This window comes from Streptomyces neyagawaensis (assembly GCF_023516595.1).
Taxonomy (GTDB): domain Bacteria; phylum Actinomycetota; class Actinomycetes; order Streptomycetales; family Streptomycetaceae; genus Streptomyces; species Streptomyces neyagawaensis.
Map to the genome: position 1 here is coordinate 326,919 of NZ_JAMGBG010000005.1, position 24,668 is coordinate 351,586.

At 72.2% G+C, this 24,668-nt stretch carries 21 protein-coding genes and 1 pseudogene; 10 read left to right on the forward strand and 12 right to left on the reverse strand.

What is annotated here, in order from left to right; genetic code table 11:
- Positions 1 to 64: 64 nt before the first annotated feature.
- Positions 65 to 538, reverse strand: a complete 474-nt coding sequence (locus M8J73_RS03820) for a hypothetical protein (RefSeq protein ID WP_157873296.1) — start codon at positions 536 to 538, stop codon at positions 65 to 67.
- 323 nt (positions 539 to 861) lie between these two features.
- Here M8J73_RS03820 and M8J73_RS03825 point away from each other — a divergent pair, with 323 nt between their 5' ends.
- On the forward strand, positions 862 to 2,727 hold the full coding sequence (locus tag M8J73_RS03825) for a glycoside hydrolase family 5 protein (RefSeq protein WP_169797914.1): 1,866 nt from the start codon (positions 862 to 864) through the stop codon (positions 2,725 to 2,727).
- Between the two features lie 18 nt (positions 2,728 to 2,745).
- Here M8J73_RS03825 and M8J73_RS03830 read toward each other — a convergent pair whose 3' ends face one another.
- Positions 2,746 to 4,017 (reverse strand): beta-propeller fold lactonase family protein, encoded by a 1,272-nt coding sequence (locus M8J73_RS03830; RefSeq protein ID WP_249828225.1) that lies wholly within the window; start codon positions 4,015 to 4,017, stop codon positions 2,746 to 2,748.
- A 206-nt stretch (positions 4,018 to 4,223) separates the two neighbouring features.
- Between M8J73_RS03830 and M8J73_RS03835 the strand changes: the two genes are divergently transcribed.
- Complete coding sequence (locus M8J73_RS03835) at positions 4,224 to 4,883, forward strand: TetR/AcrR family transcriptional regulator (RefSeq protein ID WP_055541098.1); 660 nt, start codon at positions 4,224 to 4,226, stop codon at positions 4,881 to 4,883.
- A gap of 46 nt (positions 4,884 to 4,929) precedes the next feature.
- Here the strand turns inward: M8J73_RS03835 and M8J73_RS03840 are convergent, their stop codons facing one another.
- Positions 4,930 to 6,159: a glycosyltransferase gene (locus M8J73_RS03840; RefSeq protein ID WP_249828260.1), complete on the reverse strand. Its 1,230-nt coding sequence runs from the start codon at positions 6,157 to 6,159 to the stop codon at positions 4,930 to 4,932.
- A gap of 147 nt (positions 6,160 to 6,306) precedes the next feature.
- Between M8J73_RS03840 and M8J73_RS03845 the strand changes: the two genes are divergently transcribed.
- Positions 6,307 to 7,695: a DNA alkylation repair protein gene (locus tag M8J73_RS03845; RefSeq protein ID WP_249828226.1), complete on the forward strand. Its 1,389-nt coding sequence runs from the start codon at positions 6,307 to 6,309 to the stop codon at positions 7,693 to 7,695.
- Between the two features lie 87 nt (positions 7,696 to 7,782).
- Here the strand turns inward: M8J73_RS03845 and M8J73_RS03850 are convergent, their stop codons facing one another.
- The gene (locus M8J73_RS03850) at positions 7,783 to 8,148 is read right to left on the reverse strand and encodes a nuclear transport factor 2 family protein (protein ID WP_055539205.1); all 366 of its coding nucleotides are present in this window, start codon (positions 8,146 to 8,148) and stop codon (positions 7,783 to 7,785) included.
- Positions 8,149 to 8,625: 477 nt separating this feature from the next.
- Between M8J73_RS03850 and M8J73_RS03855 the strand changes: the two genes are divergently transcribed.
- Complete coding sequence (locus M8J73_RS03855; protein WP_055539206.1) at positions 8,626 to 10,086, forward strand: aldehyde dehydrogenase family protein; 1,461 nt, start codon at positions 8,626 to 8,628, stop codon at positions 10,084 to 10,086.
- On the opposite strand, the gene M8J73_RS03860 is transcribed toward M8J73_RS03855, so the two are convergent.
- Positions 10,074 to 11,846, reverse strand: coding sequence for an ABC transporter ATP-binding protein (locus tag M8J73_RS03860; protein ID WP_055539207.1), 1,773 nt, complete (start codon positions 11,844 to 11,846; stop codon positions 10,074 to 10,076). The genes M8J73_RS03855 and M8J73_RS03860 overlap by 13 nt on opposite strands.
- A gap of 224 nt (positions 11,847 to 12,070) precedes the next feature.
- Here M8J73_RS03860 and M8J73_RS03865 point away from each other — a divergent pair, with 224 nt between their 5' ends.
- Positions 12,071 to 12,253 (forward strand): hypothetical protein, encoded by a 183-nt coding sequence (locus M8J73_RS03865; RefSeq protein ID WP_240501319.1) that lies wholly within the window; start codon positions 12,071 to 12,073, stop codon positions 12,251 to 12,253.
- Here the strand turns inward: M8J73_RS03865 and M8J73_RS03870 are convergent.
- The gene (locus M8J73_RS03870; protein ID WP_055539208.1) at positions 12,250 to 12,843 is read right to left on the reverse strand and encodes a rhodanese-like domain-containing protein; all 594 of its coding nucleotides are present in this window, start codon (positions 12,841 to 12,843) and stop codon (positions 12,250 to 12,252) included. The genes M8J73_RS03865 and M8J73_RS03870 overlap by 4 nt on opposite strands.
- Before the next feature lie 70 nt (positions 12,844 to 12,913).
- On the opposite strand from M8J73_RS03870, the gene M8J73_RS03875 reads away from it, so the two are divergent.
- A complete protein-coding gene (locus M8J73_RS03875) occupies positions 12,914 to 13,201 on the forward strand; it encodes a metal-sensitive transcriptional regulator (protein ID WP_055524155.1) in 288 nt (95 codons plus the stop codon).
- Between the two features lie 197 nt (positions 13,202 to 13,398).
- Here M8J73_RS03875 and M8J73_RS03880 read toward each other — a convergent pair whose 3' ends face one another.
- Entirely contained in the window at positions 13,399 to 14,145 is a 747-nt protein-coding gene (locus M8J73_RS03880) for a sulfite exporter TauE/SafE family protein (protein WP_055540790.1), read from the reverse strand.
- Entirely contained in the window at positions 14,142 to 15,614 is a 1,473-nt protein-coding gene (locus tag M8J73_RS03885; RefSeq protein ID WP_079055050.1) for an MBL fold metallo-hydrolase, read from the reverse strand. Before M8J73_RS03885 ends, M8J73_RS03880 begins: the two co-directional genes overlap by 4 nt.
- Before the next feature lie 253 nt (positions 15,615 to 15,867).
- Here M8J73_RS03885 and M8J73_RS03890 point away from each other — a divergent pair, with 253 nt between their 5' ends.
- Positions 15,868 to 16,956 carry an S-(hydroxymethyl)mycothiol dehydrogenase gene (locus M8J73_RS03890; RefSeq protein ID WP_055540791.1) on the forward strand — a complete coding sequence of 363 codons (1,089 nt, stop codon included), beginning with the start codon at positions 15,868 to 15,870 and terminating at the stop codon, positions 16,954 to 16,956.
- A complete protein-coding gene (locus tag M8J73_RS03895) occupies positions 16,956 to 17,585 on the forward strand; it encodes an MBL fold metallo-hydrolase (RefSeq protein WP_249828227.1) in 630 nt (209 codons plus the stop codon). The genes M8J73_RS03890 and M8J73_RS03895 overlap by 1 nt, the downstream gene beginning before the upstream one ends.
- Positions 17,586 to 18,625: 1,040 nt before the next feature.
- Here the strand turns inward: M8J73_RS03895 and M8J73_RS03900 are convergent.
- Positions 18,626 to 19,450, reverse strand: coding sequence for a PP2C family protein-serine/threonine phosphatase (locus M8J73_RS03900; protein ID WP_055543220.1), 825 nt, complete (start codon positions 19,448 to 19,450; stop codon positions 18,626 to 18,628).
- A gap of 149 nt (positions 19,451 to 19,599) precedes the next feature.
- Here M8J73_RS03900 and M8J73_RS03905 point away from each other — a divergent pair, with 149 nt between their 5' ends.
- Positions 19,600 to 20,514 carry an SDR family oxidoreductase gene (locus M8J73_RS03905; RefSeq protein WP_055543221.1) on the forward strand — a complete coding sequence of 305 codons (915 nt, stop codon included), beginning with the start codon at positions 19,600 to 19,602 and terminating at the stop codon, positions 20,512 to 20,514.
- Here M8J73_RS03905 and M8J73_RS03910 read toward each other — a convergent pair.
- A complete protein-coding gene (locus M8J73_RS03910) occupies positions 20,505 to 21,047 on the reverse strand; it encodes a hypothetical protein (protein WP_249828228.1) in 543 nt (180 codons plus the stop codon). The genes M8J73_RS03905 and M8J73_RS03910 overlap by 10 nt on opposite strands.
- Positions 21,048 to 21,134: 87 nt before the next feature.
- On the opposite strand from M8J73_RS03910, the gene M8J73_RS03915 reads away from it, so the two are divergent.
- The gene (locus M8J73_RS03915; RefSeq protein WP_249828229.1) at positions 21,135 to 21,986 is read left to right on the forward strand and encodes an SDR family NAD(P)-dependent oxidoreductase; all 852 of its coding nucleotides are present in this window, start codon (positions 21,135 to 21,137) and stop codon (positions 21,984 to 21,986) included.
- A gap of 57 nt (positions 21,987 to 22,043) precedes the next feature.
- On the opposite strand, the pseudogene M8J73_RS03920 reads toward M8J73_RS03915, so the two are convergent.
- Positions 22,044 to 23,445 (reverse strand): annotated as a pseudogene (locus M8J73_RS03920) (pyridoxal phosphate-dependent decarboxylase family protein).
- A 245-nt stretch (positions 23,446 to 23,690) separates the two neighbouring features.
- Positions 23,691 to 24,470, reverse strand: a complete 780-nt coding sequence (locus M8J73_RS03925; RefSeq protein ID WP_055543360.1) for a DUF3050 domain-containing protein — start codon at positions 24,468 to 24,470, stop codon at positions 23,691 to 23,693.
- Positions 24,471 to 24,668 lie beyond the last annotated feature (198 nt).

The window sequence follows — 24,668 nt, forward strand, 5'->3', positions numbered from 1 at the left end:
GGGCCGTCACCGCAAAGGCTTCCGACCAGGACACCACGACCAGCGTGCCCGGGGCGATGTGCCCTCAGCAGATGTCGACGTGAGTGAAGTCGTACACCGCCTCGTTCGGGACGACCTCGGTGATCCGGCCGTTCGCCTCGATGTTGGCGCGATAGTTGGGCCCCCAGAAACGGACTACGGCTCCGCCGGTCTGGTTGTTGCGAACAGCCAGCGCGTCGATGAAGTTCGAGAGCGAACGCGTTTCGCACCTGAACAGGTGGAAGATGCTGTGTTTGCCGTCGCCCTGGCCAACCGACACGCAGGCGATTCCAGATGCCCAGGAGCACGCACCCAGCTGCGCGTTCCGGTCGGCACTCGGCACATCCCGTGCCCATACCCGCTCGCCCGAGTACAGCGGGTAGATCTCCGGTGTCCATGCGGCCCTTCCGGCCGCGACGTTCGGCGCTGCCTGTGCTGGTGCCTGCGCCGCCAGCGGAAGGGCCAATGCGGCGATCATCGTCACGACCATTGCGGCCGCCCGCTTTCTGGAACTTGTCACGCTCTTTCGATCTCCTCTGTGGTCGCAACCGGTCCAGCCGGACCGCCCCCTCCCGCGAAGGTGCCCTGACCCTCGGGCTTGGTGGGTCCCTGTGGTTCGGCCTCAGTGTGGTCGGCCTGCCGGAAAGCAGGCCACGCCTTTCGGTCAGTGCCGAAAGGCCGTGGTCATCGCTCCGTCCCACTGCCGCCTGACGGGCGGTGGCGGCGAAGGATCGCCGTTGCAGGTGAACTGTCTTGAGAAAACGGGTACTTACTTGTGAGTCAGATGGTATTGACGGCTCGGCTGTCCATTGGGACGGTAGGGACATGTCGAATGTGGCGGACATGTCAAGATTGCGCACACGTCTGCTCGGTGTCCTGGTACTCGTCACCGGCTTCCTGACCACGGCGGGCCCCACCCAGCCAGCCTCCGCTCTCACTGACGAACTCTGGTTCGACTCCCAGGCCGCGGCGACCCTCACGGTCGACGGCGGCAGGTTCAAGGACGGCCTCGGCCGCGAGGTCGTCCTGCGCGGCTACAACGTCTCCGGTGAGACGAAGCTCAAGGAGAACAACGGTCTGCCCTTCGCCTCGGTCGCCGACGCCAGGAAATCGGCGACCGCGCTCCGGGCGCTCGGCGGCGGCAACTCCGTCCGTTTCCTGCTGTCCTGGGCGTACGCCGAGCCCGTGCGCGGCCAGGTGGACACCGCCTATCTCTCGGCGGCCACCGCCCAGATGGGCGCCTTCCTCGACGCCGGGATCCGGGTCTACCCGGACTTCCACCAGGACCTCTACTCCCGGTGGCTGTTCGACTCCGACAGCTGGTACACCGGCGACGGCGCCCCCAAGTGGGCCGTCGACCTCGGGAACTACCCCGACGAGTACTGCGGCATCTGCCCGTTCTGGGGGCAGAACATCACCTCCAACGCCGCCGTCACGAAGTCGACGTACGACTTCTGGCACAACACGTACGGCGTCCAGGACTCCTTCCTGGCCACCGCCCAGAAGACCATGGCGCACATCAAGCAGAACCTCTCGGCCGCGCAGTTCCAGGGCGTCGTCGGCTTCGACCCGTGGAACGAGCCGCATCCCGGCGTCCTCGACTCGGGGCAGACGAGCAGGGCGTGGGAGAAGGACGTCATGTGGCCCTTCTACGTCAAGTTCCGCGCGCGGATGGACGCGGCGGGCTGGCAGTCCAAGCCCGCCTTCGTCGAGCCGAACCTCTTCTGGAACGCCAACATCGACTTCCAGAAGCAGGAGGGCGGACTGCTCGACGCGGGCACCATCGGGCCGCGCTATGTCTTCAACACCCACTTCTACGACCAGAAGGCGATCTCCGGCATCTTCATGTGGGGCAAGGCGGAGAACGGCCAGTACACGACCAACTTCGGGACCATCCGTGACCGGGCCACCGCCGGTGGCACGGCCGCGATCGTCAGCGAGTTCGGGCACCCGCTCGCCGGGTCGGTCTCCGACAAGGCGCCCACGGTCTACAAGGCCATGTACCAGGCGCTCGACTCCCGCGTGAAGGGCGGGAGTTGGTGGTCGGACCCGGCCGCCTCCGGCCCGGTCCTGTCCGGTTCGCAGTGGCAGTGGGACCTCTACCACGGCCGCCACCGCGAGCTGATGAACGACAACCCCGACAAGGTGCAGAGGGAGGGCGACGCCTGGAACGGGGAGGACCTCTCCGCCGTACGCCTCGACGACTCCGGTACGGCCGTGCTCCGCCAGGACGCCCGGCTCCTCGACCGGGTCTACCCGAGCGCCACGGCGGGCAGCGCCCTCGCCTTCACCTACGAGGACCGCTCCCGCGACGGCTCCACGACGCTGACCTGGAACCCGGTGCCCAGCACCCTGCCGAACGTCTCCTCGCTCGTCGGGTCCGGGCAGTACGCCCTGCTGGTGTGGCGTTCCGACGGCAGCACCGAGCCGACGGAACTGCACCTGCCGGCGTCCTTCCCCACCGCGTCCACGACCGTGGTGTCCGACCTCGGGGTGACGTCCGCGCCGCCCGCGTACACCACGTCCACTCCCATCGCGGCGGCCAAGGAACCCGGCGGCACCGGCAGCCGACGGCTGCTGCTCACCGCCCCCGACTCGGGCAAGCTGCACTACGCCCTGGTCACCAACGGGGCGACAGCCCCGTCCGCGACGCGGTTGGACGCGGCGCGCACGGAGCTGTCGGGGTGGCTGGCCTCGGAGTTCAACTAGCGGAAGGTCAGTCCAAGGTCAGCGGGCGGAGGTCCCGGTCCAGCCGGCGGGCACCTGCGCGACGCGCACCCGCTGCGGGTGGTCGCCGACCGGCACGGACAAGGTCTTCTTCCCTGTGGCGAAGTCGATCACCGTGACCTGGTCGGCGCCGCTCTCGGAGACCACACAGGACTTTCCGTCACCGCTGACGGTCGACCAGTACGGCTTGGAGACGGGGACGAGCGGCCCTTCCTGGAGGGTCGCGCGGTCCACGACGGTCGCGTAGTCGTCCATCGTCCCCGCGATGCACAGCTTGGTGCCGTCCGGCTTCATCGTGAGGCCGTGGTGACGGGAGTCGTTGACGAAGGTGGTGCGGTCGTCGCTGACCCCCGGCGACTTCGGCAGGGTCTTGGTCCGAGTGATCTTGTCCGTGGCGATGTCGTACTCGAAGAAGCCGTTGAAGAACGACACCTGGAAGTACAGCTTCGTCTCGTCGGGCGAGAACGCGGCGGGGCGGACGGCGTCCGAGTAGTCGTTCAGCCCGATCGCGTTCAGCCGGTCGCGCATGTCGATCACCTTGACCTGCTGGAAGGTGTTCGCATCGGCGATGGTGATCTTCCGGTCGCCCTTCGTCCAGTCCAGCCAGGGCGCGTCGCTCTGGGTGTTCACATCGCCGATCGCCATGTTCCAGATGTACTTGCCGTCACGGGTGAAGATGTTCTCGTGCGGCTTGTCGCCGGTCTTGAAGGAACCGACCTGATTGCCGGTGACGATGTCCAGGACGTGCACGGTGTTCCCGGTCGACGCCGAGACCGCGACCCGCTTGCCGTCGGGGGAGACCGCCATGTGGTCGGCGCGGAAACCCGACACCGGGAACCGCCAGTTGATGGCGCCGGTGGTGAGGTTGATCGACACGACGTCGGCGAAGCTGGGGCGGGAGACGACCATCGCCGAGCCGTCGGGCGTGGAGTACATGTCGTCCACGAACTGGTCGTGGCCCTCGCCCACGCTGTTGCGGATCGTCATGAAGGCGATCCACTTGATCGGGTTGGCGTTGATCTCCGCCATCCGCTGGGCCTTGTCCGGGATGACGTTCACCCGGCCGATCTTCGCGAAGTCGCCGGAGCCCTTGATGACATCGGCGGTGCCCTCCCAGTTGTTGCCCACGAACATCACCTCGCGCAGGTCCGCGGTGCCGGCCGCGGGGGCGGCGGACGCGGTCGCGGCGGCGGAGGCGGTCAGGGTGAGCGCGGCGGCCACGGCACCGAGGTGACGGGTCCGGCGCCGACGGGGGCCGGGGGTGGGGATCATGGCTGGTTCCTCCTGCTTGCTGGGGGCATGACAAGGCGGCTCTGGGGAGAGAACGGGGTGGAGAAATCTGAATACAGCGGCGTTCAGAGTTGACTTACTGGAAAGTAAGGAACGGGTGTGCTTCTCCACAAGCCCACGGACACGACAAAATCGGGGGAGCGTCGGTTCGACCGTCGAACGGGTGACGCTGTGTCGGGAGGAGAAGCGTGGCGGGCAGGCTCAAACAGCCCACCGGCCGTTACGGAGGACGGTCCGCCGAGGAGCGCCAGGCCGAGCGCCGACGCCGTTTCCTCGACGCGGGCCTCCAACTCTTCGGCGACAGCCCCGGTTTCCGGGGCACCACCATCGCGGCCCTCAGCGAGGCGGCGGGTCTGTCGACCCGTCAGTTCTACGAGGAGTTCCGCACCCTGGAGGACGTGCTGGCCGCGCTCCACCTCCAGGTCAACGACTGGGCCGAGGAGGCCGCGCTCACCGGCCTCGCCACGGCGGAGGGACGGCCGGTGGCCGAGCGGGTCACCGCCGCGTTCCGCGCGTACGCCGCCAACGTGACCGGGGATCCGCGCCGGTTGCGCATCACCTTCACCGAGATCATCGGCGTGAGCCCCCGGTTGGAGCGGCAGCGTCTCGAACGCCGCTCCCGCTGGGTCGACTTCCTCTGCGCGGAAGCCGCCGCGGCCGCCGACCGCGGGGAGGCCGCCCACCGCGACTACCGCCTCGCCGCCACGGCCTTCATCGGCAGCGTCAACGGCCTCCTCCACGACTGGCAGGCCGGCTACGTCGACGCCGACCTCGACGAGGTGGTCGACGAACTGGTCCGACTGCTCCTGGGGATCCTCCGCCCGGTGGGGTGGCGCCCCCTGCCCTGAGACACCGACGGTCGGCATGTTCCCTTCGCCGGACCGACCCGTCGCCTCAGCCCGCCAGCCGGTTCACCGCCTCCAGGACCGGGGCCACCCCGTCCTCCGCTTTCAGCTCCTCCGCCAGAGTGCGGGCGTGGTGGGCGTACGACGGGTCGCTGGTCGCCCGTCGCAGCGCCGCGGCCAGGGCGTCGGCGGTGAAGCCCCGCAGCGGTACCGCTCCCGGCGACACCCCGAGGGCGACGAGCCGGGCCGCCCAGAACGCCTCGTCGAACTGGACGGGGACCGGTACGGCGGGGACACCGGCGCGCAGGCCGGCCGCCGTGGTGCCGGCGCCCGCGTGGTGCACGACCGCGGCCATCCGGGGGAAGAGCAGGGAGTGCGGCACCTCGCCGACGGTCAGCATGTCGTCGCCCTCGCCGCGCAGTTCGCCCCAGCCGCGCTGGATCACCCCGCGCAGTCCGGCCGCCCGCAGGGCCCGTACGACCTGGTCGCTCATCCGCTCGGCATCCGGCACCGTGGCGCTGCCGAGTCCCACGAACACCGGGGCCGGCCCGGCGTCGAGGAAGTCCAGCACCTCCGCGGGCAGCCGGTCCTCGCGGTCGTACGGCCACCAGTACCCGGTGACGTCCAGTCCGTGCCGCCAGTCGCCGGGCCGGGGCACCACCCGTGCGCTGAAGCCGTGGAACACCGTCCACCCGAGCCGCTCCCGGGCCCGGTGCGCCGCGACCCGCCCGCTGCGCGGCAGCCCGTACGCGGCGCGCAGCCTGCGCACCTCCTCCGTGAAGATCCACTCCACGGCGAGGTTCACCGCGTGCCCCGCCGCCCGGTTGAGGACGGGCCCCCAGGACCGCACCCCCGTCATCGGGGGCGCGAACTCGCCGGTCGGCGCCAGTGGCTGGAGGTTCACTCCGAAGCTCGGAACCGACAGTGCCTCGGCGACGGTGTGTCCGAACGGGGCGAGCGTGCCGGCCAGCAGCAGGGCCTCGCTGGTGCGGGCGGCGACCACCAGGTCGTCGGCCATCCGCCCGACGGCGTCACGGGCCATGTTCACCGCCCGCAGCAGCTTCCCGGCACCGGTGCTGCTGCGATGCAGTTTCCGCCCGCTCGCCGACTCCAGCTCGGCCCGCGGATCCACGGGCAGCGCGTGGAAGGCGATCCCCGATCCCGCCACCAGCGGCCGGAAGCGGTCGTGCGTCACTAGGGTGACCTCGTGCCCGGCCCGCACCAGCCCGTGCCCCAACCCGGTGTACGGGGCCACGTCGCCCCGGGAACCCGCCGTCATGATCGCTACGCGCACGCAGGCCAGTATGGCGGCGCTACCGCCCCGGATCAGGCGGACGGCCCGCGATGACGCGAAACCGCCTCTCCTCTCCGGCTGCCGCCCCCGCCGTACGATGACCGGCCGGTACGACGACGGGGGAGCCGATCAATGACGTACGAACGGAGCGAGGTCGTCCAGGGCCTGGCCCTGAACAGGGCCGCGAGCGCCGGGGTGCTGCTGCGGCTGATGCGGCCCGAGGCGAGGGCCGCCTGGTTCCTGCTCTGTCGGCGGGCGGGGCTGCCGGCCGCGGTGGTCGACGCGTTCGTCACCCACCCGGACTGGCGGATGCGCGCCTCCTTCGCCCAGAGCGAGGGCGCCTCCGCGGCCGACCGGGCACGGCTGGTGGACGACACCGACCGCCGGGTACTGCTGGAGCTGGCGCACGGACCGACGCCGTACCGCGGCGCCGCCGAACCCCTCCCCGACGCCGTGTACACCCGGCTGCTCACCGCCGCCGACCCGGAGGTGCGCGGCACGGCGGCCATGTCGCCGAGCATCCCGGCCAGGATCCTCGCCGGTCACACCGGCCACGGCGACCCCGGGGTCCGCACGGGCGTGTGCCGGGCCTGGGACGCGCTGACCCCGGCCGACCGGGCGGCACTGCTCGCCGACCCCGACACCGCCGTACGCGCTGCGGCGGCCCGGCAGGCGTGCCGGACGGACCCCGCCCACACCGACGGCGTGCTCGCCGCCATGGCACCGGTCCACCGCCGGGAGATCCTGGCCGGGGCGTGCCTTCCCCGCGCCACCGCCGAGCGGCTCATGGACCTCGACGACCCCTACGACCGGCAGACGCTGGCGGGCAATCCGTCGCTGCCGCCCGACCTGGTGGCGCGGCTGGCCGCGGACCCCGAGCACGAGGTGCGCCGCGCGGTGTCGGCGCGCCCCGAACTCACCGAGGAGCAGCGCGCGACCGTCGACCACAGCGTGCGGCGCTCGGACGCCCTGCGCCCCCTCGGCTGGGTCCTGGCGCTCGACGGGGACTCGGACGCCCTGCGCGCCTGCGCGTCCTCCGCCCACCGCTGGCTGCGCAGGAGCGCGGCCGTCCACCCGGCTCTCCCGGCCGATCTCGTCGAACGGCTCGCCGAGGACGAGGACTTCGTGGTCCGTCTGATGATCTGCGAGCACCAACCGGACGCGCCGGCCGGGGTGTTGCTGCGGACGGCGCTGGAGTGGGACGGCCGCTCCGTCCACGACATGGTGCGCCTGCCGCAGTTCCCGGGGAAGGGCCTCGCCCGGTACGCCGACCACGAGGAACCCCGCTTGCGGCGGCTGGCCGTTCAGGACCCGGACGCCTCACCGGAGGTGATCGAGCGCCTGACCCGCGACGAGGCCGTGTGGGTGCGCAGGGCCGCCGCGTCCGATCCCCGGCTCACCCGCGACAGGATCGAGGAACTGCTCAAGGAGCCGGACACGGCCTGGCCCGCGGCCTCCAACCCCCGACTCGCCGAGGCGGACATGCACCGGCTGCTGGACGCGGTGGGCGTACCGGAATGACGGCGTGACCGCATGACGCTGTACCCGCATGACCGCGCGCCGCTGGTCACGGAGGCCGACGGTCGGCCCGGGGTGCGTGCCGCCCGGCTACTCGTCCCAGGCCTGGAGCAGCGTGTGCTCGACGATCTTGCCGTCGCGCAGGGTGATCATCGAGCTGGCCAGGACCCTCACACCGTCCGGGTACTCGCAGGACTCGGTGTAGGCGACCTGGTCGCCCTGGACGACGCACTGCTCCACCTTGTGCGTCATGTCCCGGCTGCAGACGTCCTCCAGCATCGCGCCGATCTCCCCGCGGCCGTGCAGGACCTTGGGGTGGCTGGGCTGGGTGTTGTGGTCGACGACGCGCAGCTCGGCGTCGTCGGCGTAGAGCGACAGCAGGGTCGACGCGTCCGCCTGCTCGGTGCCTCGGCGCAGCACCTCGGTGTCGAAGGCGGGGCTTGCCGTGGTAGCCATGGGTGACCTCCTCGGAAGGCCGCGGCCCGGCGGGTGAGCGGGCCGCGAGGGGCTCCTGCTATCGAGGCTCCTCCGCCGAGCGGAACCCGGCAAGCGCTGACGCGCCCCGGCGCGCGCCTGCGCCTCACGGATGAGCGGGCGTGACCGTACGGGGCCGGGGACCGTGGACTCCGTCCCCGCCCCTCGGAGCAGCTCGCCCACCTCAGCCGGGTCGACGAACCGAACAAGCTGAACGAACTGCACCAGGTCACCGACCTGGCCGCGCCCGCCCTCGGTCTCCTGGGCGCCATCGAGTAGCGGAACGCACCAGGAATCGGGAGCCCCGCCGCGTGTCCGCGGTGGGGCCCTTGACTTTCCCGGGACCCCGGCAGAGCATCACGAGTGAGTAACGTGAAGTGATCTTCACTTTGCGAACAACGGGTGGGATTTCGCCCCTTCCCGTACCGTCGTCGACCGTACCCCCGAGGAAGCCGCGCCATGGCCATAACCCGTGACCTTCTGATCGGCGGCAAGGACGTGCCCGCCGCGTCCGGCCGCACCACCGAGGACTTCGAGCCGTACACCGGGGAGGTGTACGCGACGGTCGCGGCGGCCGGTCCGGAGGACGTCCGGCGGGCCGTGGACGCCGCCGACGCGGCGTTCGAGGACTGGGCGGCCCTCGCGCCCTTCGCCCGGCGGGCCGTCTTCTTCAAGGCCGCCGAACTGCTGGAGGCCCGGGGCGAGCAGGTCGCCGAGATCATGGCGCGGGAGGCGGGCGGCACCCGCCCCTGGGCGCTGTTCAACGTGATGCTCGCCGCCAACATCCTGCGCGAGGCGGCCGCCGCGATCACCGCTCCGCGCGGCGAGGTGCTCAGCTCCCAGAAGGAGGGCGCGCTGAGCCTCGCCGTCCGTGAACCGCTCGGCGTGGTCGCGGCGTTCGCACCGTGGAACGCGCCCGTCATCCTCGGGGTACGGGCCGTCGCGGCGCCGCTGGCGGCGGGCAACACCGTCGTCGTCAAGCCCAGCGAGGACGCGCCCATCGCCTGCGGTCTGCTCATCGCCGACGTGTTCCGTGAGGCCGGCCTGCCCGACGGTGTCCTCAACGTGATCACCAACGCGCCCGAGGACGCGGCCGAGATCGCCGAGGCGCTGATCTCCGACGAGCGGGTGCGCGCGGTCAACTTCACCGGCTCCACCAACGTCGGTCGGATCATCGGCGAGCACGCGGCCCGCCATCTCAAGCCCGCCGTCCTGGAGTTGGGCGGCAAGAACGCGGTCATCGTCCTCGACGACGCCGACGTGGACTACGCGGTCGACGCCGTCACCTTCAGCGTCTTCATGAACGCCGGGCAGATCTGCATGTCCGGCGACCGGATCCTCGTCCACGAGTCGCTGGCCGAGGAGTTCGCGCAGAAGTTCACCGCCAAGGTCGCCACCCTGCGCGCCGGCGACCCCGGCCACCCGCACACCGTGGTCGGGCCCCTGGTGACCGCCTCCGCCGCCGAGCGGATCGCGGCGCTGGTGCAGGACGCGGTCGCCAAGGGCGCCACCGTCCTCACCGGCGGCGGCAGGCCCGAGGGCGCGGTGCACCCGGCGACCGTCCTGACGGACGTCCCTCAGGACGCCGACCTGTACTACACGGAGTCCTTCGGCCCGCTCTGCGTCCTGGAGACGTTCGCCGAGGACGACATCGCCGTGAAGCTCGCCAACGACACCGACAACGGCCTGAGCTGCGGCATCATCACCGAGAACGCCACGCACGGCCTGGCCGTCGCCCGCCGGATCCGCACCGGCATCGTGCACATCAACGACCAGTCCGTGGCCGACGAGCCCCAGGTGCCCTTCGGCGGGGTGAAGGCCTCCGGCTACGGGCGGTTCGGCGGCCGCTGGGGCATCGAGGCCTTCTCGAACACCCGCTGGGTGACCATGTCCACCCAGCAGGCGCACTACCCGTTCTGAGCCACCGGGTCGGACGCCAGGAACTGTGTGGCCGCCAGCTCCGCGTACAGCGGGTCGGCGGCCACCAGTTCCCGGTGGGTGCCGACCGCACGGACCCGCCCGGCGTCCATGACCACGATGCGGTCGGCCATCGTCACCGTCGACAGCCGGTGCGCCACCACCAGCACCGTCGTCGTCCGGGCCACGTCGGCCACCGTGTCGCGCAGCGCCGCCTCGTTGACCGCGTCCAGCTGACTGGTCGCCTCGTCGAGCAGCAGCAGACGCGGCCGCCGCAGCAGCGCGCGGGCGATGGCGACGCGCTGGCGCTCACCCCCGGACAGCTTGGTGCCCCGGTGGCCGACCAGTGTCTCCAGACCCTGCGGCAGCTTGGCGACCAGGCCGTCCAGCCGGGTCGTCTTCAGCACCCGGCCGAGTTCGCCCTCGTCGGCCTCGGGGTTGCCCAGCAGCAGGTTGTCCCGCAGAGTCCCGGACAGCACCGGAGCGTCCTGCTCCACATAGCCGATCGCCGCCCGCAGCCGGGGCAGCTCCCACGCGGTGACCTCCCGGCCGTCGACCGTGATGACGCCCGCCTCCGGGTCGTAGAACCGCTCGATGAGCGAGAACACGGTGGTCTTGCCCGCGCCCGAGGGCCCGACGAACGCGGTCATCCCCCGCGCCGGGACCTCGAACGTCACCCCGTGGTGCACATACGGCAGGTCGTCGGCGTACCGGAAGCGGACGTCGGCGAAGGCGACCGCGGCCGGCTCGGTGTCCGGGCCCGGCAGCGGTGCGGGCCGGGCGGCCGGCTCGGCGGGCAGCCGCAGCGCCTCCTGGATGCGGGCGAGCGCGGCGGCACCGGTCTGGTACTGGGTGATGGCACCCACGACCTGCTGGATCGGCGACATCAGATAGAACACGTACAGCAGGAACGCCACCAGTGTGCCCACGTCGATCGCCCCGGTGGCGACGCGGGCGCCGCCCACCGCTAGCACCGTGATGAAGGCGATCTGCATGGCGAGCCCCGCAGTGTTGCCCGCGGCCGCCGACCACTTGGCGGCCCGTACGCTCTGCCGCCACGACTCCTCGGCCGCCGCGTGCACTCTCTCCTCCTCGCGGTGCTCGGCGCCGGACGCCTTCACCGTGCGCAGCGCGCCGAGGATCCGCTCCAGCGAGGCGCCCATCGCCCCGACCGCGTCCTGCGCCGCCCGGCTGGCCCGGTTGATGCGCGGCACGATCACACCGAACACCACACCCGCGCCGAGGATCACGCCCAATGTCACGGCCAGCAGCACCGGGTCGACGAACCCCATCAGCACCACCGTCGCGACGAGTGTGAGCCCGCCGGTGCCGAGGCCCACGAGGGTGTCGGTGGTGACCTCGCGCAGCAGGGTGGTGTCGGAGGTGATCCGCGCCATCAGGTCGCCCGGCTCGCTGCGGTCCACCGCGGTGATCCGCAGCCGCAGCAGATACGACGACAGGGTGCGCCGCGCGCCCAGCACCACCGACTCGGCGGTGCGCCGCAGCACGTACGAACCCGTGGCGCCCACCGCCGCGTTGCCCACGACCAGCGCGGACATCAGCAGCAGCGCCCAGGTGATGGCGCGGTCGTGGGACAGGTCGTCGATCAGTTCACGGGCGACCAGGGGCAGGGCGAGCCCGGTCGCCCCGGTGACCAGGGACAGCAGTGCGCCCAGCAGAAGTGCCCAGCGATGGGGCCGTACATAACCGAGCAGCAGCCGCCAGTTGGGCTGCTGCTCGGCCTGGGGGTCAGTCGTGCTCACGACGCTCCTCGGCAGGTCGGTCGGGGAGTGGGGACCGGGCGCGGAGCTTCAGCCTACGTCGGTGCTGAGCGGCACCGTGAACGACTTTTCCCCGCCCAGCAGCAGCCTCCGGCCCCGGTTCGGGGCCGGCACGTGCCCCTTCCGTCCCGATGCCTCCACCCCCTCCAACGCCGCGCCGCGCGACGCGACCGGCGGGTTCCAGCTCGTCCGGCCGGGGCTCGAAGGTGTCGTCCTCGCTGTGGGCGCCGCCCTCGACCCGGTGCTGCGACCTCGCCGTCCTCTACGCCGCCACCATCCGCCCGTTCGACGAGATCGGCCTCCGGACGGCCGTCCTCGCCGCCCGCCACGCCGACGTCGTCCTCGTCGGCCGCGCGCGTCCGGCACTCCTCCCCCCGAGGCTTGGCTAGCGCGTGCCGGACGCTGTCAGTGCGGCGAGCGTCGTGTCGAGGTCGGTGGCGCGTGGTCGGTTGTGCGGCAGCCTCGCCAGCAGCGCGGCCATCCCGCAGGTGTCGGTGAGCGCCGAGAGGACGAGGCCGCCCGCAATACCCGCCGAGAGCAGCTGCGACGCCGGGTGGAGCAGCCCGAGCCCAAGGCCGGCCAGGACCAGCGCGCCGGCGGTGAACCGGACCTGACGCTCCATCGCCCAGCCGGCCCGAGCGGCCCCGGCCGGGCGGTGCAGTTCCTGTCCGTCGGCCGCCCAGGCGGTCGTACCGCCGGTCAGGTCGGCCGCCACGATGCCGTGCCCGGCCAGCAGCGCGCACGCCTTCGCGGACCGCACGCCCGACCGACAGACGATCAGCAGCTCGCCGCCGGCGGCCCTCAGCGCGGGCAGCGCCCGCTCCAACCGGTCCAGCGGCACGTTCAGGGCACCGGGCAGATGCCCGGAGGCGTACTCGCCGGGCGTACGCACGTCGACGACGGTCAGCTCCGCCAGGCGCGCCCGGACCTCACGGACGGTGAGGCGGCGGGGAGCGGAGGGAGTGAGGGGAGTGGTCATGGTCCTGCGATCCTTTCCTGAGGGGGGCGGTAAAATACCCCCAAGGGTATGTAGAGGAAGTGGGTCGGTCGTGGAGTTGCAGTTCGAGGGCGATGAGCTCAAGTCGGTACTGAACCGGCTGCGCCGGGCGCAGGGGCAGATCTCCGGGGTGATCAAGATGATCGAGGAGGGTCGCGACTGCGAGGACGTCGTCACCCAGCTCGCCGCGGCCTCCCGGGCGCTCGACCGGGCCGGATTCGCGATCATCGCCACCGGTCTGCAGCAGTGCCTCACCGACTCCGAGAAGAACGAGCGGAACGGGGAGACGACGGAGCAGATGCGGGCGCGACTGGAGAAGCTGTTCCTGTCGCTGGCGTGAGGGGCGGGGCGGCCCCGGGGGGGCGGCGCCTTCGCCCGTCGGGTTCGGGCCGGGGCGCCTGGTGGCTCGGGGGTGCGCGGTTCGTCGGCGGGTGCGGGTTCGCCGTGGTTTCTCGCGCAGTTCCCCACGCCCCTGGAGGAACGGGCCTGCGGCCCGCCCTCCCGATGAAAGATCCCCGGGTCAGGCGAGTCCCCGGTTCAGGCGAGCGCGTCGACCAGCATGAGCCCGGCCATCGCCAGTAGCGCCCAGGCGAAGACCCGCCGCAGGGTGTCGCCGGAGACCTTGCCCGCCAGGCGTCTGCCGTCCCACGCGCCGAGGATCGCGGCCCCCGTGAACGGGGCGACGACCGCCCAGTCGAGGTGCGTGCTCGACCCGGCGCGGGCGGCCAGCGCGGCCAGCGAGTTCACGGTGATCACCAGCAGACTGGTGCCGACCGCGTCGCGCATCCGCAGCCCCACCACGTTCACCAGGGCCGGTACGGCGAGGAAACCGCCGCCCACGCCCAGGACACCGGTGACCGCGCCGAGCCCCGCGCCGGACGCGGCGACCCGGCTCGCCCGTACGGTCGACTCCGCCCGGCGCGTGGCCGAGGGACGCAGCATCCGATGGCCGGCGAGCCCCGCGACCAGGGCGAACGCTACCGTCAGTAATCCGGCGGGCAGATGCGCGGTGAGCGCCCCGCCGAGCGCCGAGGGCACCAGTCCGGCGGCCGCGAAGAGCATCCCGCCGCGCCAGCGGACCGCACCCGACCGGGCGTGGGCGGCCAGCGCGGTCGCCGAGGTGACCGCGACGATCACCAGACTCGCGGTGGTGGCCGCGGCCGGCGCGAACCCCAGCAGATAGACCAGCGCGGGCACGGCGAGCACACTCCCCCCGCCGCCCAACGCCCCGAGCGCCACCCCGATCACACCCCCGGCGAGCAGGGCGAGAACGAGGCCGCTCATTCGGACGGGACACCCGTCGACGCGGACACAGGGAGCCCCGGGCGGGGGGCCGTAGCCGCACGCTCAGCGTGGGGCGTGGCCGTGCGCTCCGCGGGCATCAGCGCCCCGGAGGCCCCGGCCATCGGCAGTCCCGCCCCGGCCGCGTTGGCGAAGGCGTCGTCCACGGCGACGACCCGATGGCCGGCCGCGTCGAGCACGGAGGCGGCGATGGCGGCCCGCATGCCGCCGGCGCAGTGGACCCAGATCGTGCCGCCCGGTATCTCGGGGAGCCGCTCGCGCAGCTGATGCACGGGGATGTGCAGTGCCCCCGCCACATGGCCGCCGGCGCGCTCGGAGTCGCGCCGCACGTCCAGGACGACGGTCCCCTCGACGCCGTGGACCCGCGCCAGGTCGGCGAACGTGCCGCGCGGGAACGAGCGCGGACTCTCGCCCTCGCGCAGCCAGTCGCCCGGGGAGCCGGTCGCCGCCGCCACCGGCCGGTCGATCCCGACCCGAACCAACTCCCGCTGAGCAGAGGCGAGTTGCTCCGGCGATGCGGCGAGCAGCGTCACCGGCCTGCCCCACGGCAGCAACCACGCGAGATACGTGGCGAGCTGTCCCTCCGCCTCGAAGTTCACCGCCCCGGCCACATGCCCCTGCGCGAACGCGACACGGTTGCGCAGATCCACGACCCATTCGCCCGCCGCCAGTCGGGCGGCGATCTCCTCCGCGTCCGCCGGGGCGGGCGGCGTCAGATCCACCGGGGCGGGGCCCCGCGCGTTCACGGGGCCCATCTGGGCGTAGTACGCCGGTACGTCGTCGAGGTCGGCCAGGAGATCGGCGACGAACGTCTCGACGTCCTTGACCAGCGCCTCGTTGGTGGCCCGCTCGTGCCCGACGGTCGTCGCCCCGACCGTCGCCCGCCCGGCGGAACAGAAGCTGCCGAAGCCATGTGTGGGCAGCACGGCCGTCTCCTCCGGCAGCGTGTCGGCGAGCCGGTGCGCCGAGGCGTGCTGCGCACGGGCCAGCTCGCCGGTCAGCCGGGGCTCGACCAGATCCGGGCGGCCGACCGTCCCGATGAGCAGGGACCCGCCGGTGAACGCGGCCACCGCCCGACCGTCCTCCTCCAGCACGTACGCGGTGTGGTGCGGGGTGTGGCCCGGGGTGGCCACGGCGCGCAGGGTCAGTTCCGCGTCGATCTTCACCGTGTCCCCGTCGTGGACCGGCACTCGTTCGTAGGCGACGCGCGCTCCGGCGGGCACCAGGTACGCGGCGCCGGTCAGCCGGGCCAGCTCCAGGCCGCCGGTGACGTAGTCGTTGTGCACGTGCGTCTCGACGACGTACGCGATCCGCGCGCCCCGCCGGGCCGCGGCCGTGATCATCCGGTCGATGTCGCGCGGCGGATCGACCACCACGGCGCCCTGCGGACCGCCCGCCAGGTAGCTGCGGTTGCCCAGCCCCGGCACCTCGATCGTGTCGACGAAGTACACGGCAGTGCTCCTCTCCTCGTTCGACGGCAGATGCCTGAGAACCCGGGGGTGAATTACCCCCGGGGGTATATTCACTACGGTAGCAGAAATACCCAGGGGGGTATCTGAGGGGCTCGGGAGCAGGGCGGCGCGTACGTCGCGGGCGAGCTTTTCGGCCAGGGATCCGCCCGGACGGGCGGGCCTACCCGCTGGTCGGTCCGTAGGGTGACCGTGGACGGGAGACCGTCCGTACGGAACGACGGAAGGGTTCACCATGGCGCAGGAAGTACGCGGCGTGATCGCACCGGGCAAGAACGAACCGGTGCGGATCGAGACGATCGTCGTGCCCGATCCGGGGCCCGGGGAGGCCGTGGTGAAGGTACAGGCGTGCGGGGTGTGCCACACCGATCTCCACTACAAGCAGGGCGGCATCAACGACGACTTCCCCTTCCTGCTCGGCCATGAGGCGTCGGGCGTGGTGGAGTCGGTCGGCGAGGGCGTCACGGACGTCGCCCCCGGTGACTTCGTGATCCTCAACTGGCGTGCCGTCTGCGGCAATTGCCGCGCCTGTCGACGCGGCCGGCCCTGGTACTGCTTCGCCACGCACAACGCCGAGCAGAAGATGACCCTCGCCTCCACGGGCCAGGAGCTGTCGCCCGCGCTCGGCATCGGCGCCTTCGCCGAGAAGACGCTCGTCGCCGCCGGGCAGTGCACCAAGGTCGACCCGGCCGCGTCCCCGGCGGTCGCCGGTCTGCTGGGCTGCGGGGTCATGGCCGGCATCGGCGCGGCCATCAACACCGGCAACGTGGGCCGCGGTGACAGCGTCGCCGTCATCGGCTGCGGCGGCGTCGGGGACGCGGCCATCGCCGGGTCCCTGCTGGCCGGCGCGGAGAAGATCATCGCCGTCGACATCGACGACCGGAAGCTGACCACCGCCAAGAAGATCGGCGCCACCCACACCGTCAACTCCCGTGAGACGGACCCGGTCGAGGCGATCCGTGAGCTGACCGGCGGCTTCGGCGCCGACGTCGTCATCGAGGCGGTGGGCCGCCCCGAGACCTACCAGCAGGCCTTCTACGCCCGCGACCTCGCCGGCACGGTCGTCCTCGTCGGCGTCCCCACCCCCGACATGAAGCTGGAGCTGCCCCTGCTCGACGTCTTCGGCCGCGGCGGTTCGCTGAAATCCTCCTGGTACGGCGACTGCCTGCCGTCCCGTGACTTCCCCATGCTGATCAACCTCTACCTCCAGGGCCGCCTGGACCTGGAGGCGTTCGTCACGGAGACCATCGCACTCGACGACGTGGAGAAGGCGTTCGAGCGGATGCACGCCGGGGATGTCCTGCGTTCGGTGGTGACGCTCTGATGACCGCGCGGATCGAACACCTCGTCACGTCCGGCACGTTCAGTCTGGACGGCGGCACCTGGGACGTCGACAACAACGTGTGGATCGTCGGCGACGACCACGAGGTCGTCGTCATCGACGCCGCCCACGACGCCGACGCCATCGCCGAGGCCATCGGCGACCGCAGGCTGACGGCCATCATCTGCACCCACGCCCACAACGACCACATCGACGCCGCGCCCGCCCTCGCCGAGCGCACCGGCGCCCCGATCTGGCTCCACCCGGACGACCTGCCCCTGTGGAAGCAGACCCACCCCGACCGGCAGCCCGACCACTGGCTCGCCGACGGCCAGGTCATCGAGACGGCCGGCGCCGACCTCACGGTCCTGCACACCCCGGGCCACGCGCCGGGCGCGGTGTGCCTCTACGATCCGGGCCTCGGCACGGTCTTCACCGGCGACACCCTCTTCGCGGGCGGACCGGGCGCGACGGGCCGGTCGTACAGCGACTTCCCGACCATCATCGACTCCATCCGCGACCGCCTGCTGGCCCTGCCGCCCGAGACGGTCGTCCGCACGGGCCACGGCGACAGCACGACCATCGGGGCCGAGGCCCCGAACCTCCAGGAGTGGATCGACCGGGGCCACTGACCACCACCGCCCCCGCCCCCGCCCCTCCCCGCGGAGGTGCCGGCCACCACGAAGGCATGGCGGCGGGCACGGGCAGAGGCACGGGGAGGGGGAGGGGTGGCGCGGGCGACATCGGCACCGTTCCCTTGGGCGGTTGGGCGGTTGGGCGGTTCGGCGGTTCGGAGGTTGGGCGGATGGGCGTCAGTCCGGCTCTGCGGCGCGGGTCGGCTCCGCGGGATGTCGGCGCCGGGCTCGCGTCGAGTCAACCGCCCTCATCCGCCCGGCGTCGGCCCGCCCGGTTCGCGGCGCATCGACGCCGGCCCGGCTCGCCCCGTCGGCGTGGCATGGTGCCGGCCCGGCTCGCCGTGAACCAACAGGGGCTCGGCGGCGTACCGGCCGGGCCCGGCGGCGCCTTGACTCGGCTCTGCGCGGGCGTCGGCCCCGGCTTCCGCGTCCGCTGCCGCTCCTCTCAGCCCGTCGCCGTCGTCGTCACCTCCAGCCCGTCGCCGTCGTCGTCACCTCCAGCCCGTCGCCGTCGTCGTCACCTCCAGCCCGTCGCCGTCGTCGTCACCTCCAGCCCGTCGCCGTCGTCGTCACCTCCAGCCCGTCGCCGTCGTCGTCACCTCCAGCCCGTCGCCGTCGTCGTCACCTCCAGCCCGTCGCCGTCGTCGTCACCTCCAGCCCGTCGCCGTCGTCGTCACCTCCAGCCCGTCGCCGTCGTCGTCACCTCCAGCCCGTCGCCGTCGTCGTCACCTCCAGCCCGTCGCCGTCGTCGTCACCTCCAGCCCGTCGCCGTCGTCGTCACCTCCAGCCCGTCGCCGTCGTCGTCACCTCCAGCCCGTCGCCGTCGTCGTCACCTCCAGCCCGTCGCCGTCGTCGTCACCTCCAGCCCGTCGCCGTCGTCGTCACCTCCAGCCCGTCGCCGTCGTCGTCACCTCCAGCCCGTCGCCGTCGTCGTCACCTCCAGCCCGTCGCCGTCGTCGTCACCTCCAGCCCGTCGCCGTCGTCGTCACCTCCAGCCCGTCGCCGCCGTCGTCACCTCCAGCCCGTCGCCGCCGTCGTTACTCTCGGCCCGTCGTCGCCGTCACCGGGATGATGAGCGCGGTGACGTTGTCCTGGCCGCCGGCCTTCAGGGCGTACGACACCAGGGCCCGGGCACCGTCGAGTGGGTTGGCCTCCCGCAGCACCGCCCTGAGTCCGGCCGCGTCCGGCAGATGGCGCCACAGTCCGTCGGTGCACAGCAGTAACCGGCCCGTGCACCTCGGCCGGTAGCTCCGTACGTGCGGCACGGGCTCGTCCGCGTCGGCGCCCAGCCATGCGGTGAGGGCCTCCAGGCCGCCCGTGTCGTCCTCGGTGAGCGCCATGCCGGGCCCCTCGTCCGGCAGCCAGTACGCACGGCTGTCACCCACCGAGCCGCTCCATATGCCCTCCGGCCCCACGACGCCCGCCACCCAGGTGCACGCAGGGGCGACCCCGTCCCGCTCCCCGGTGTTCGCCGACCCCGTGTCCGCCAGTCCGGCGACCACCTGCCCCGCGCGACCGGCGGCCTCGACGAGCGCGACCTCCGGCAGGACACCGGACTCCAACAGCCCCGCCAGTGCGGTGACACCCACCTCGGCCGCGACCCGGGCGGCCCGTTCGGCGCGCGGCGCCATCGACACGCCGTCGCAGACGACACCGATCGTCCACGCCCCGCGCTCCACCAGCGCCATCGCGTCCGCGTTGATCTCGCGCCGCGTGCCACGGTCGCTCACCCCGGCCGCGCCGCCGGCCGCCTCGATCTCCAGGCGCGCCCGGAACGCGACCTGGGCCGCACCGCACTCCCAGCAGTGCCCGTAGGGGGCGACCGTTCCTCCACATCGTCCGCAAGGTGCCGTCTCGTCCATGATCCGCGCATCCTGCCAGGCGCACCCGGCGTGGGAAAGCGAGAAAAGGCGACAGGAGATGTCCGGCTTCTCGGGAAGGCTCGTGTCGAGGACGCCGGGCGACACCCGACGTCGGTCATGGTGGCAGTCGTACGCACAGGAGGTCGGGCATGGTGAAGCCGTTGGACGGCAAGGTCGCGCTGGTGGCGGGAGCCTCACGCGGAGCGGGGCGCGGGATCGCGGTCGAGCTGGGCGCGGCCGGGGCGACGGTGTACGTGACGGGGCGCAGCACGCGGCAGCAGCGGTCGGAGTACGACCGTCCGGAGACGCTGGAGGACACGGCCGACATGGTCACGGAGGCCGGCGGACAGGGCATCGCCGTCCCCACGGATCACCTCGAACCGGCGCAGGTGAAGGCGTTGGTGGATCGGATCGACAAGGAGCAGGGCAGGCTCGACGTCCTGGTCAACGACATCTGGGGCGGCGAGAAGCTGTTCGCGTGGGATGCCCCGGTCTGGGAGCACGACCTCGACAACGGGCTGCGGCTGCTGCGGCTCGCCGTGGACACGCACGCGATCACCAGCCACCACGCGCTGCCCTTGCTGCTGCGCCACCCCGGCGGGCTGGTCGTCGAGATGACCGATGGCACCGCCGACTACAACCGAGACACCTACCGGGTGTCCTTCTTCTACGACCTCGCCAAGGCCGCAGTCCTGCGCATGGCGTTCGCCCTGGGTCACGAACTGGGCCCGCGCGGTGCCACGGCCGTGGCCCTCACCCCGGGCTGGCTCCGCTCGGAGATCATGCTGGATGTCTTCGGCGTGACCGAGGACAACTGGCGCGACGCCCTGGACCGCGTCCCCCACTTCGCCATCTCCGAGACCCCGCGCTACGTCGGCCGGGCGGTCGCCGCCCTCGCCGCGGACCCCGACGTCGCCCGCCACAACGGCACCTCCCTCTCCAGCGGCGGCCTGGCCCAGGTGTACGGCTTCACCGACCTGGACGGCAGCCGCCCGGACGCCTGGCGCTACCTCGTGGAGGTCCAGGACGCAGGCAAGCCGGCAGACACCACCGGCTACCGCTGACCTCCGGGCGCCGCAGGCATCTGCCAGCGCGCCGAATGCCCTGGCGGGAGCGCGAGATCCTCCCGTACGGCGGAGTAGTAGCCCTCACGCCCGGCGCGCTGACGGTCCAACAAGACCTGCCAGGCGCCGGGGTCACGCCTCCCGGCACGGAGGAACTCCTCCATCTCCAGCACCACGACGACCCAGCCTCGTGCCTTCTCCACGACCTCCGGGCTGCCGAGGAGCAAGAGCGCCTCACCCGAGGGGTCGCGGGCGACGGTCGCCTCCGCCTGGAGAGGCGCGGCCTCGTCCGGGGACAGCGGATGGGGATGGGGGTCGTTCCCGAAGTGGGAGGCGATCCGGTAGGCCAAGGTGACGGACTGCTTCAAAGACCGGGCCCAGTCCGCGTACACCGTGAGGCGCCGCTCCTCCCACCGCGCGGCCCGCTCGCGGCGGAAGCGGACCTGCTCGCCCCGCATGACCACGAGGTACGAGCCGAGCGCGCCTATCACCACGCCCAGCAGCGCCGGGAGTTGCTGGATGAAGGTTGACATGCTCGCACCGTAACCGGGCTCGTGATCGCGTCGCACCTGTCGTGGTGATCCTTTCGTGGTGATCGGGTGCGCAGTACGTTTTGGCGTATGGATGCGACGGGACGCTTCGAGGGGTACGGCGGACGCTTTGAGGGGTACGGCGTGCTGATCACGGGGGCGGCGCGGGGGATCGGGGCGGCCACCGCTCGGCGGCTGTGCGGGGAGGGCGCTCGGGTCCTCGTCACCGATGTGGACCTGCCGGCGGCCGAACGGACCGCCGCGGAGCTGCGCCGCCGGGGGGCCGCGGCGCACGCCTTCCCCTGCGACGTCGGCGACCGGGTCTCCGTCGAGGCGGCCGTCGCGCACGCCGTGGACCTCTTCGGCTCCCTCGACGTGCTCGTGAACAACGCCTTCGGCTGCACCCCGGACACACCCCTGTTCGAGGACACCCCGGACGAGACCTGGGAGCGTGACCTCGACCTGACGCTCACCAGCGCGTTCCGCTGCTCCCGCGCGGCGCTGCCGCACCTGGTGGCCTCCGGGCGCGGGGCGATCGTCAACATCGGTTCCGTCAACGGCCTCCAGGACTTCGGCAACCACGCCTACAGCGCCGCCAAGGCGGGCCTCGCCTCACTGACCCGGACCCTCGCCGGGGACGCCGCCCCGCGCGGTGTCCGCGTCAACCTCGTGGCCCCCGGAACCGTCCGCACCTCGGGCTGGGCGGGCCGCGAGGCCCACCTCGACGCCCTCGGCGAGATCTATCCGCTGGGCCGGGTCGGCGAACCGGAGGACATCGCGGCCGCCGTCGCGTTCCTGGCGTCACGGGACGCCGCCTGGATCACCGGCACGACCCTGCGCGTCGACGGGGGCCTGCTGGCCGTGAACACCTCCTTCGAGCGGGTGGCACGCGCCTGGCGCGAGGAGGAGCATGCGGGTGAAGACGTGGGGGAGGACGGGTAGGCGCCGCGGACGACGGGGCGGCACGCGGGGCTGCGGCCACCTCCGGCCCCGAAAGACTCAGGATCCTGTCTTCGCCACCCCCGCCAACACCGCTTCCACGACGCGCTCCACGTCCCCCTCCGTCGTCCGCCAGTTGCTGAACGCCGCCCGCAGCGCGTGCGTCCCGTGGAGGACCGTCGGCGTCACGAAGGTCTCGCCCCCGGCGGCGATCGCGTCGGCCAGCGCGTGCACCCGCTCCCGCGTCGGCCGTTCGGCGAGTGTGAAGCACACGACGTTCAGCCGGACCGGCGCCGCCAGGACCAACTCCGGTGCCTGTGACAGCCGTTCGCCCAGGGTGCGGGCCAGCGCGACATTGCGCTCGACGATCTCACGGTGCCCGTCACGGCCGTACGCCGTCAGCGAGAACCAGGTCGGCAGGGCGCGCAGCCGCCGGGAGTTCTCGGGGGTGAGGTGCAGGAAGTCGGGCTCGCCGGAGGGCAGACCCAGGTACGGGGAGGCGTTGTGGAAGACGCGGACCTGGAGGTCCTGGCGACGGGTGAACTGGACGGCCGCGTCGTAGGGCACGTTCAGCCACTTGTGCAGGTCGACGCAGACCGAGTCGGCGGCGTCGAGGCCGTCGACGAGATGCGCGTACGCCGGGGACAGCGCGGCGAAACCGCCGAAGGCGGCGTCGACGTGCAGCCAGAAGTCGTACCGCTCCTTCAGCGCGGCGACGGCCCGCAGATCGTCGAAGTCGACCGTGTTCACCGTCCCGGCGTTGGCCACGACGATCGCCGGGCGCCCGCCGAGCGATTCCAGGGCGGCGGCGAGCGCGTCCACGTCCACCGCCTCCCGGCCGCCGGGCAGCAGCGGGACCGTGCGCAGGCGGTCCCGGCCGATGCAGAGGACGGAGAGCGCCTTGGTGACGCTGGAGTGCGGGCTGCCGGACAGGACGTCGACCGGGCCGAGGGCCGCCGCGCCCTCGCGGGACACATCCACGCCCAGGCGCTCGCCGAGCCACTCGCGGGCGACGGCCAGCCCCACCGTGTTGGAGACGGACGCGCCGGTCACGAACGCGCCCCCGTAGTCCCCGCCCAACCCGAACAACTCCCGCAGCCAACCCAGGGTCTCGCGCTCCAGGGCCGTCGCGAAGGAGTCGCCGCCCCCGGAAACGTTCTGGTCGTAGGCGCTGGTCAGCCAGTCCCCGGTGACGGCGGCCGGGGTGGCGCCCCCGGTGACGAAGCCGAGGTAACGGGGCCCGGCGGAGCCGGAGAATCCCGGCGCCCAGCGCTCCGCGAAGCGGGCGAGGGCGCCCTCCGCCCCGATGCCCGCCGACGGAAGCGGTACGGGACCGGGCCGGCCGCCGGGTCGGGCGACGGGGCGCTCCGCGATGCCCGCCACCTCCTTGGCGGGCGAAGTCACGGGCGGACTGCAGGAGATCGGGGAGCCGGGAGAGGTCGTCGGCGAGCACGGGGTCCATGAATCCGCAGCGTAGGGCGGGACGGAGACCCGGTCGTGGGCCACTTCGAGGAAACTGGACTGGTCGGCGGCGCGACGACGGCGCCTCACCGGGCTTCGGGCGGCGACGCGACGACGGCGCCTCACCGGGCTTCGGTCGGCGGCGCGACGACAGCCCCCACCGCGCTTCCGACGGTGGTGCCACGACGGCTCCGTACACGCTTCCGGCGGCGGCCCCTGCACCCCCCGCCCCCTCTGCCCCACCCGCTACCCCATCGCCTCCACGACCCCGTCCCACAAGCGGGCCCTCGCTTCGAGTGCGGCGGTCGCCGTCTCCACCGCCTCCTCCCACCGCCCCTCCTCGTCCCCGCACAGGTCGGCCACCATGGCCATCGCCATCGGGGTGTGCTCCTCGCCGTCGACCTCGATGTGCCGTGCCAGATAGTCCCGGAACAGGGGGAACCGGTCGGTGCCCTCCGTGCCGATCACCTGGTCGAACATGTCGGGGATCAGGTCCTCCCGTGAGAACGCGAACGCCGCGGCCCGGCAGTGCAGCGGCCGCTCCGCGATGATCTCGAACGTGGTCCGCACGAACTCCGCCGCAGGTCCCGGCACTTGGGCCACCCTCAGGGCGGCCGACACATCGTGGCCCTCCCCGACCAGCCCCAGGAACGTGTCGAGGCGGGCGGTGTCCGCGCCGGCCTCGGCCATGCCCGCCCGGTACAGCTCGAAGTGACTGGTGAACCCGTCGTTCAGCTCGTCGCTCTCCTCGACCAGGACGATGTCGTTGATGAGCCGCCGGCTCACCTCCGAGCCCCGTGGCACCCATGGGACGTCGACGCACGTGAGGTCCCGCTGGAGGGACTTCAGCAGGGACATGAAGTCCCACACCGCGTACACATGGTGCTCCATGAAAACAGTCAGGTCCGCACGGCTTTCCACCCGCCGATAGATCGGGTGCGCGGTGACCTCTTTCCGTACGGGTTCGATCGCGGCACGTGCCCTGTCAATTCCCTCGTGCTGGACGTCCCAGTCGTACCTGGACATGGCCCTCCTTTTCTCCGTGCTGCTTCTTCGCATTCCTCCGTGCTGCTTCTTCGCGGAGTCCGAGGGCGATGGTGCGCCTTTTTCCGTTTGCCGGGCAAGCGCTTCCCGAAATTACCGGAAGTTACTCCGTCGTACTCCCCGACAGAAGGCTTCAAGGCGGCTGAAAGAGCGTCATACGCGAACGATCCGGACAGCTTG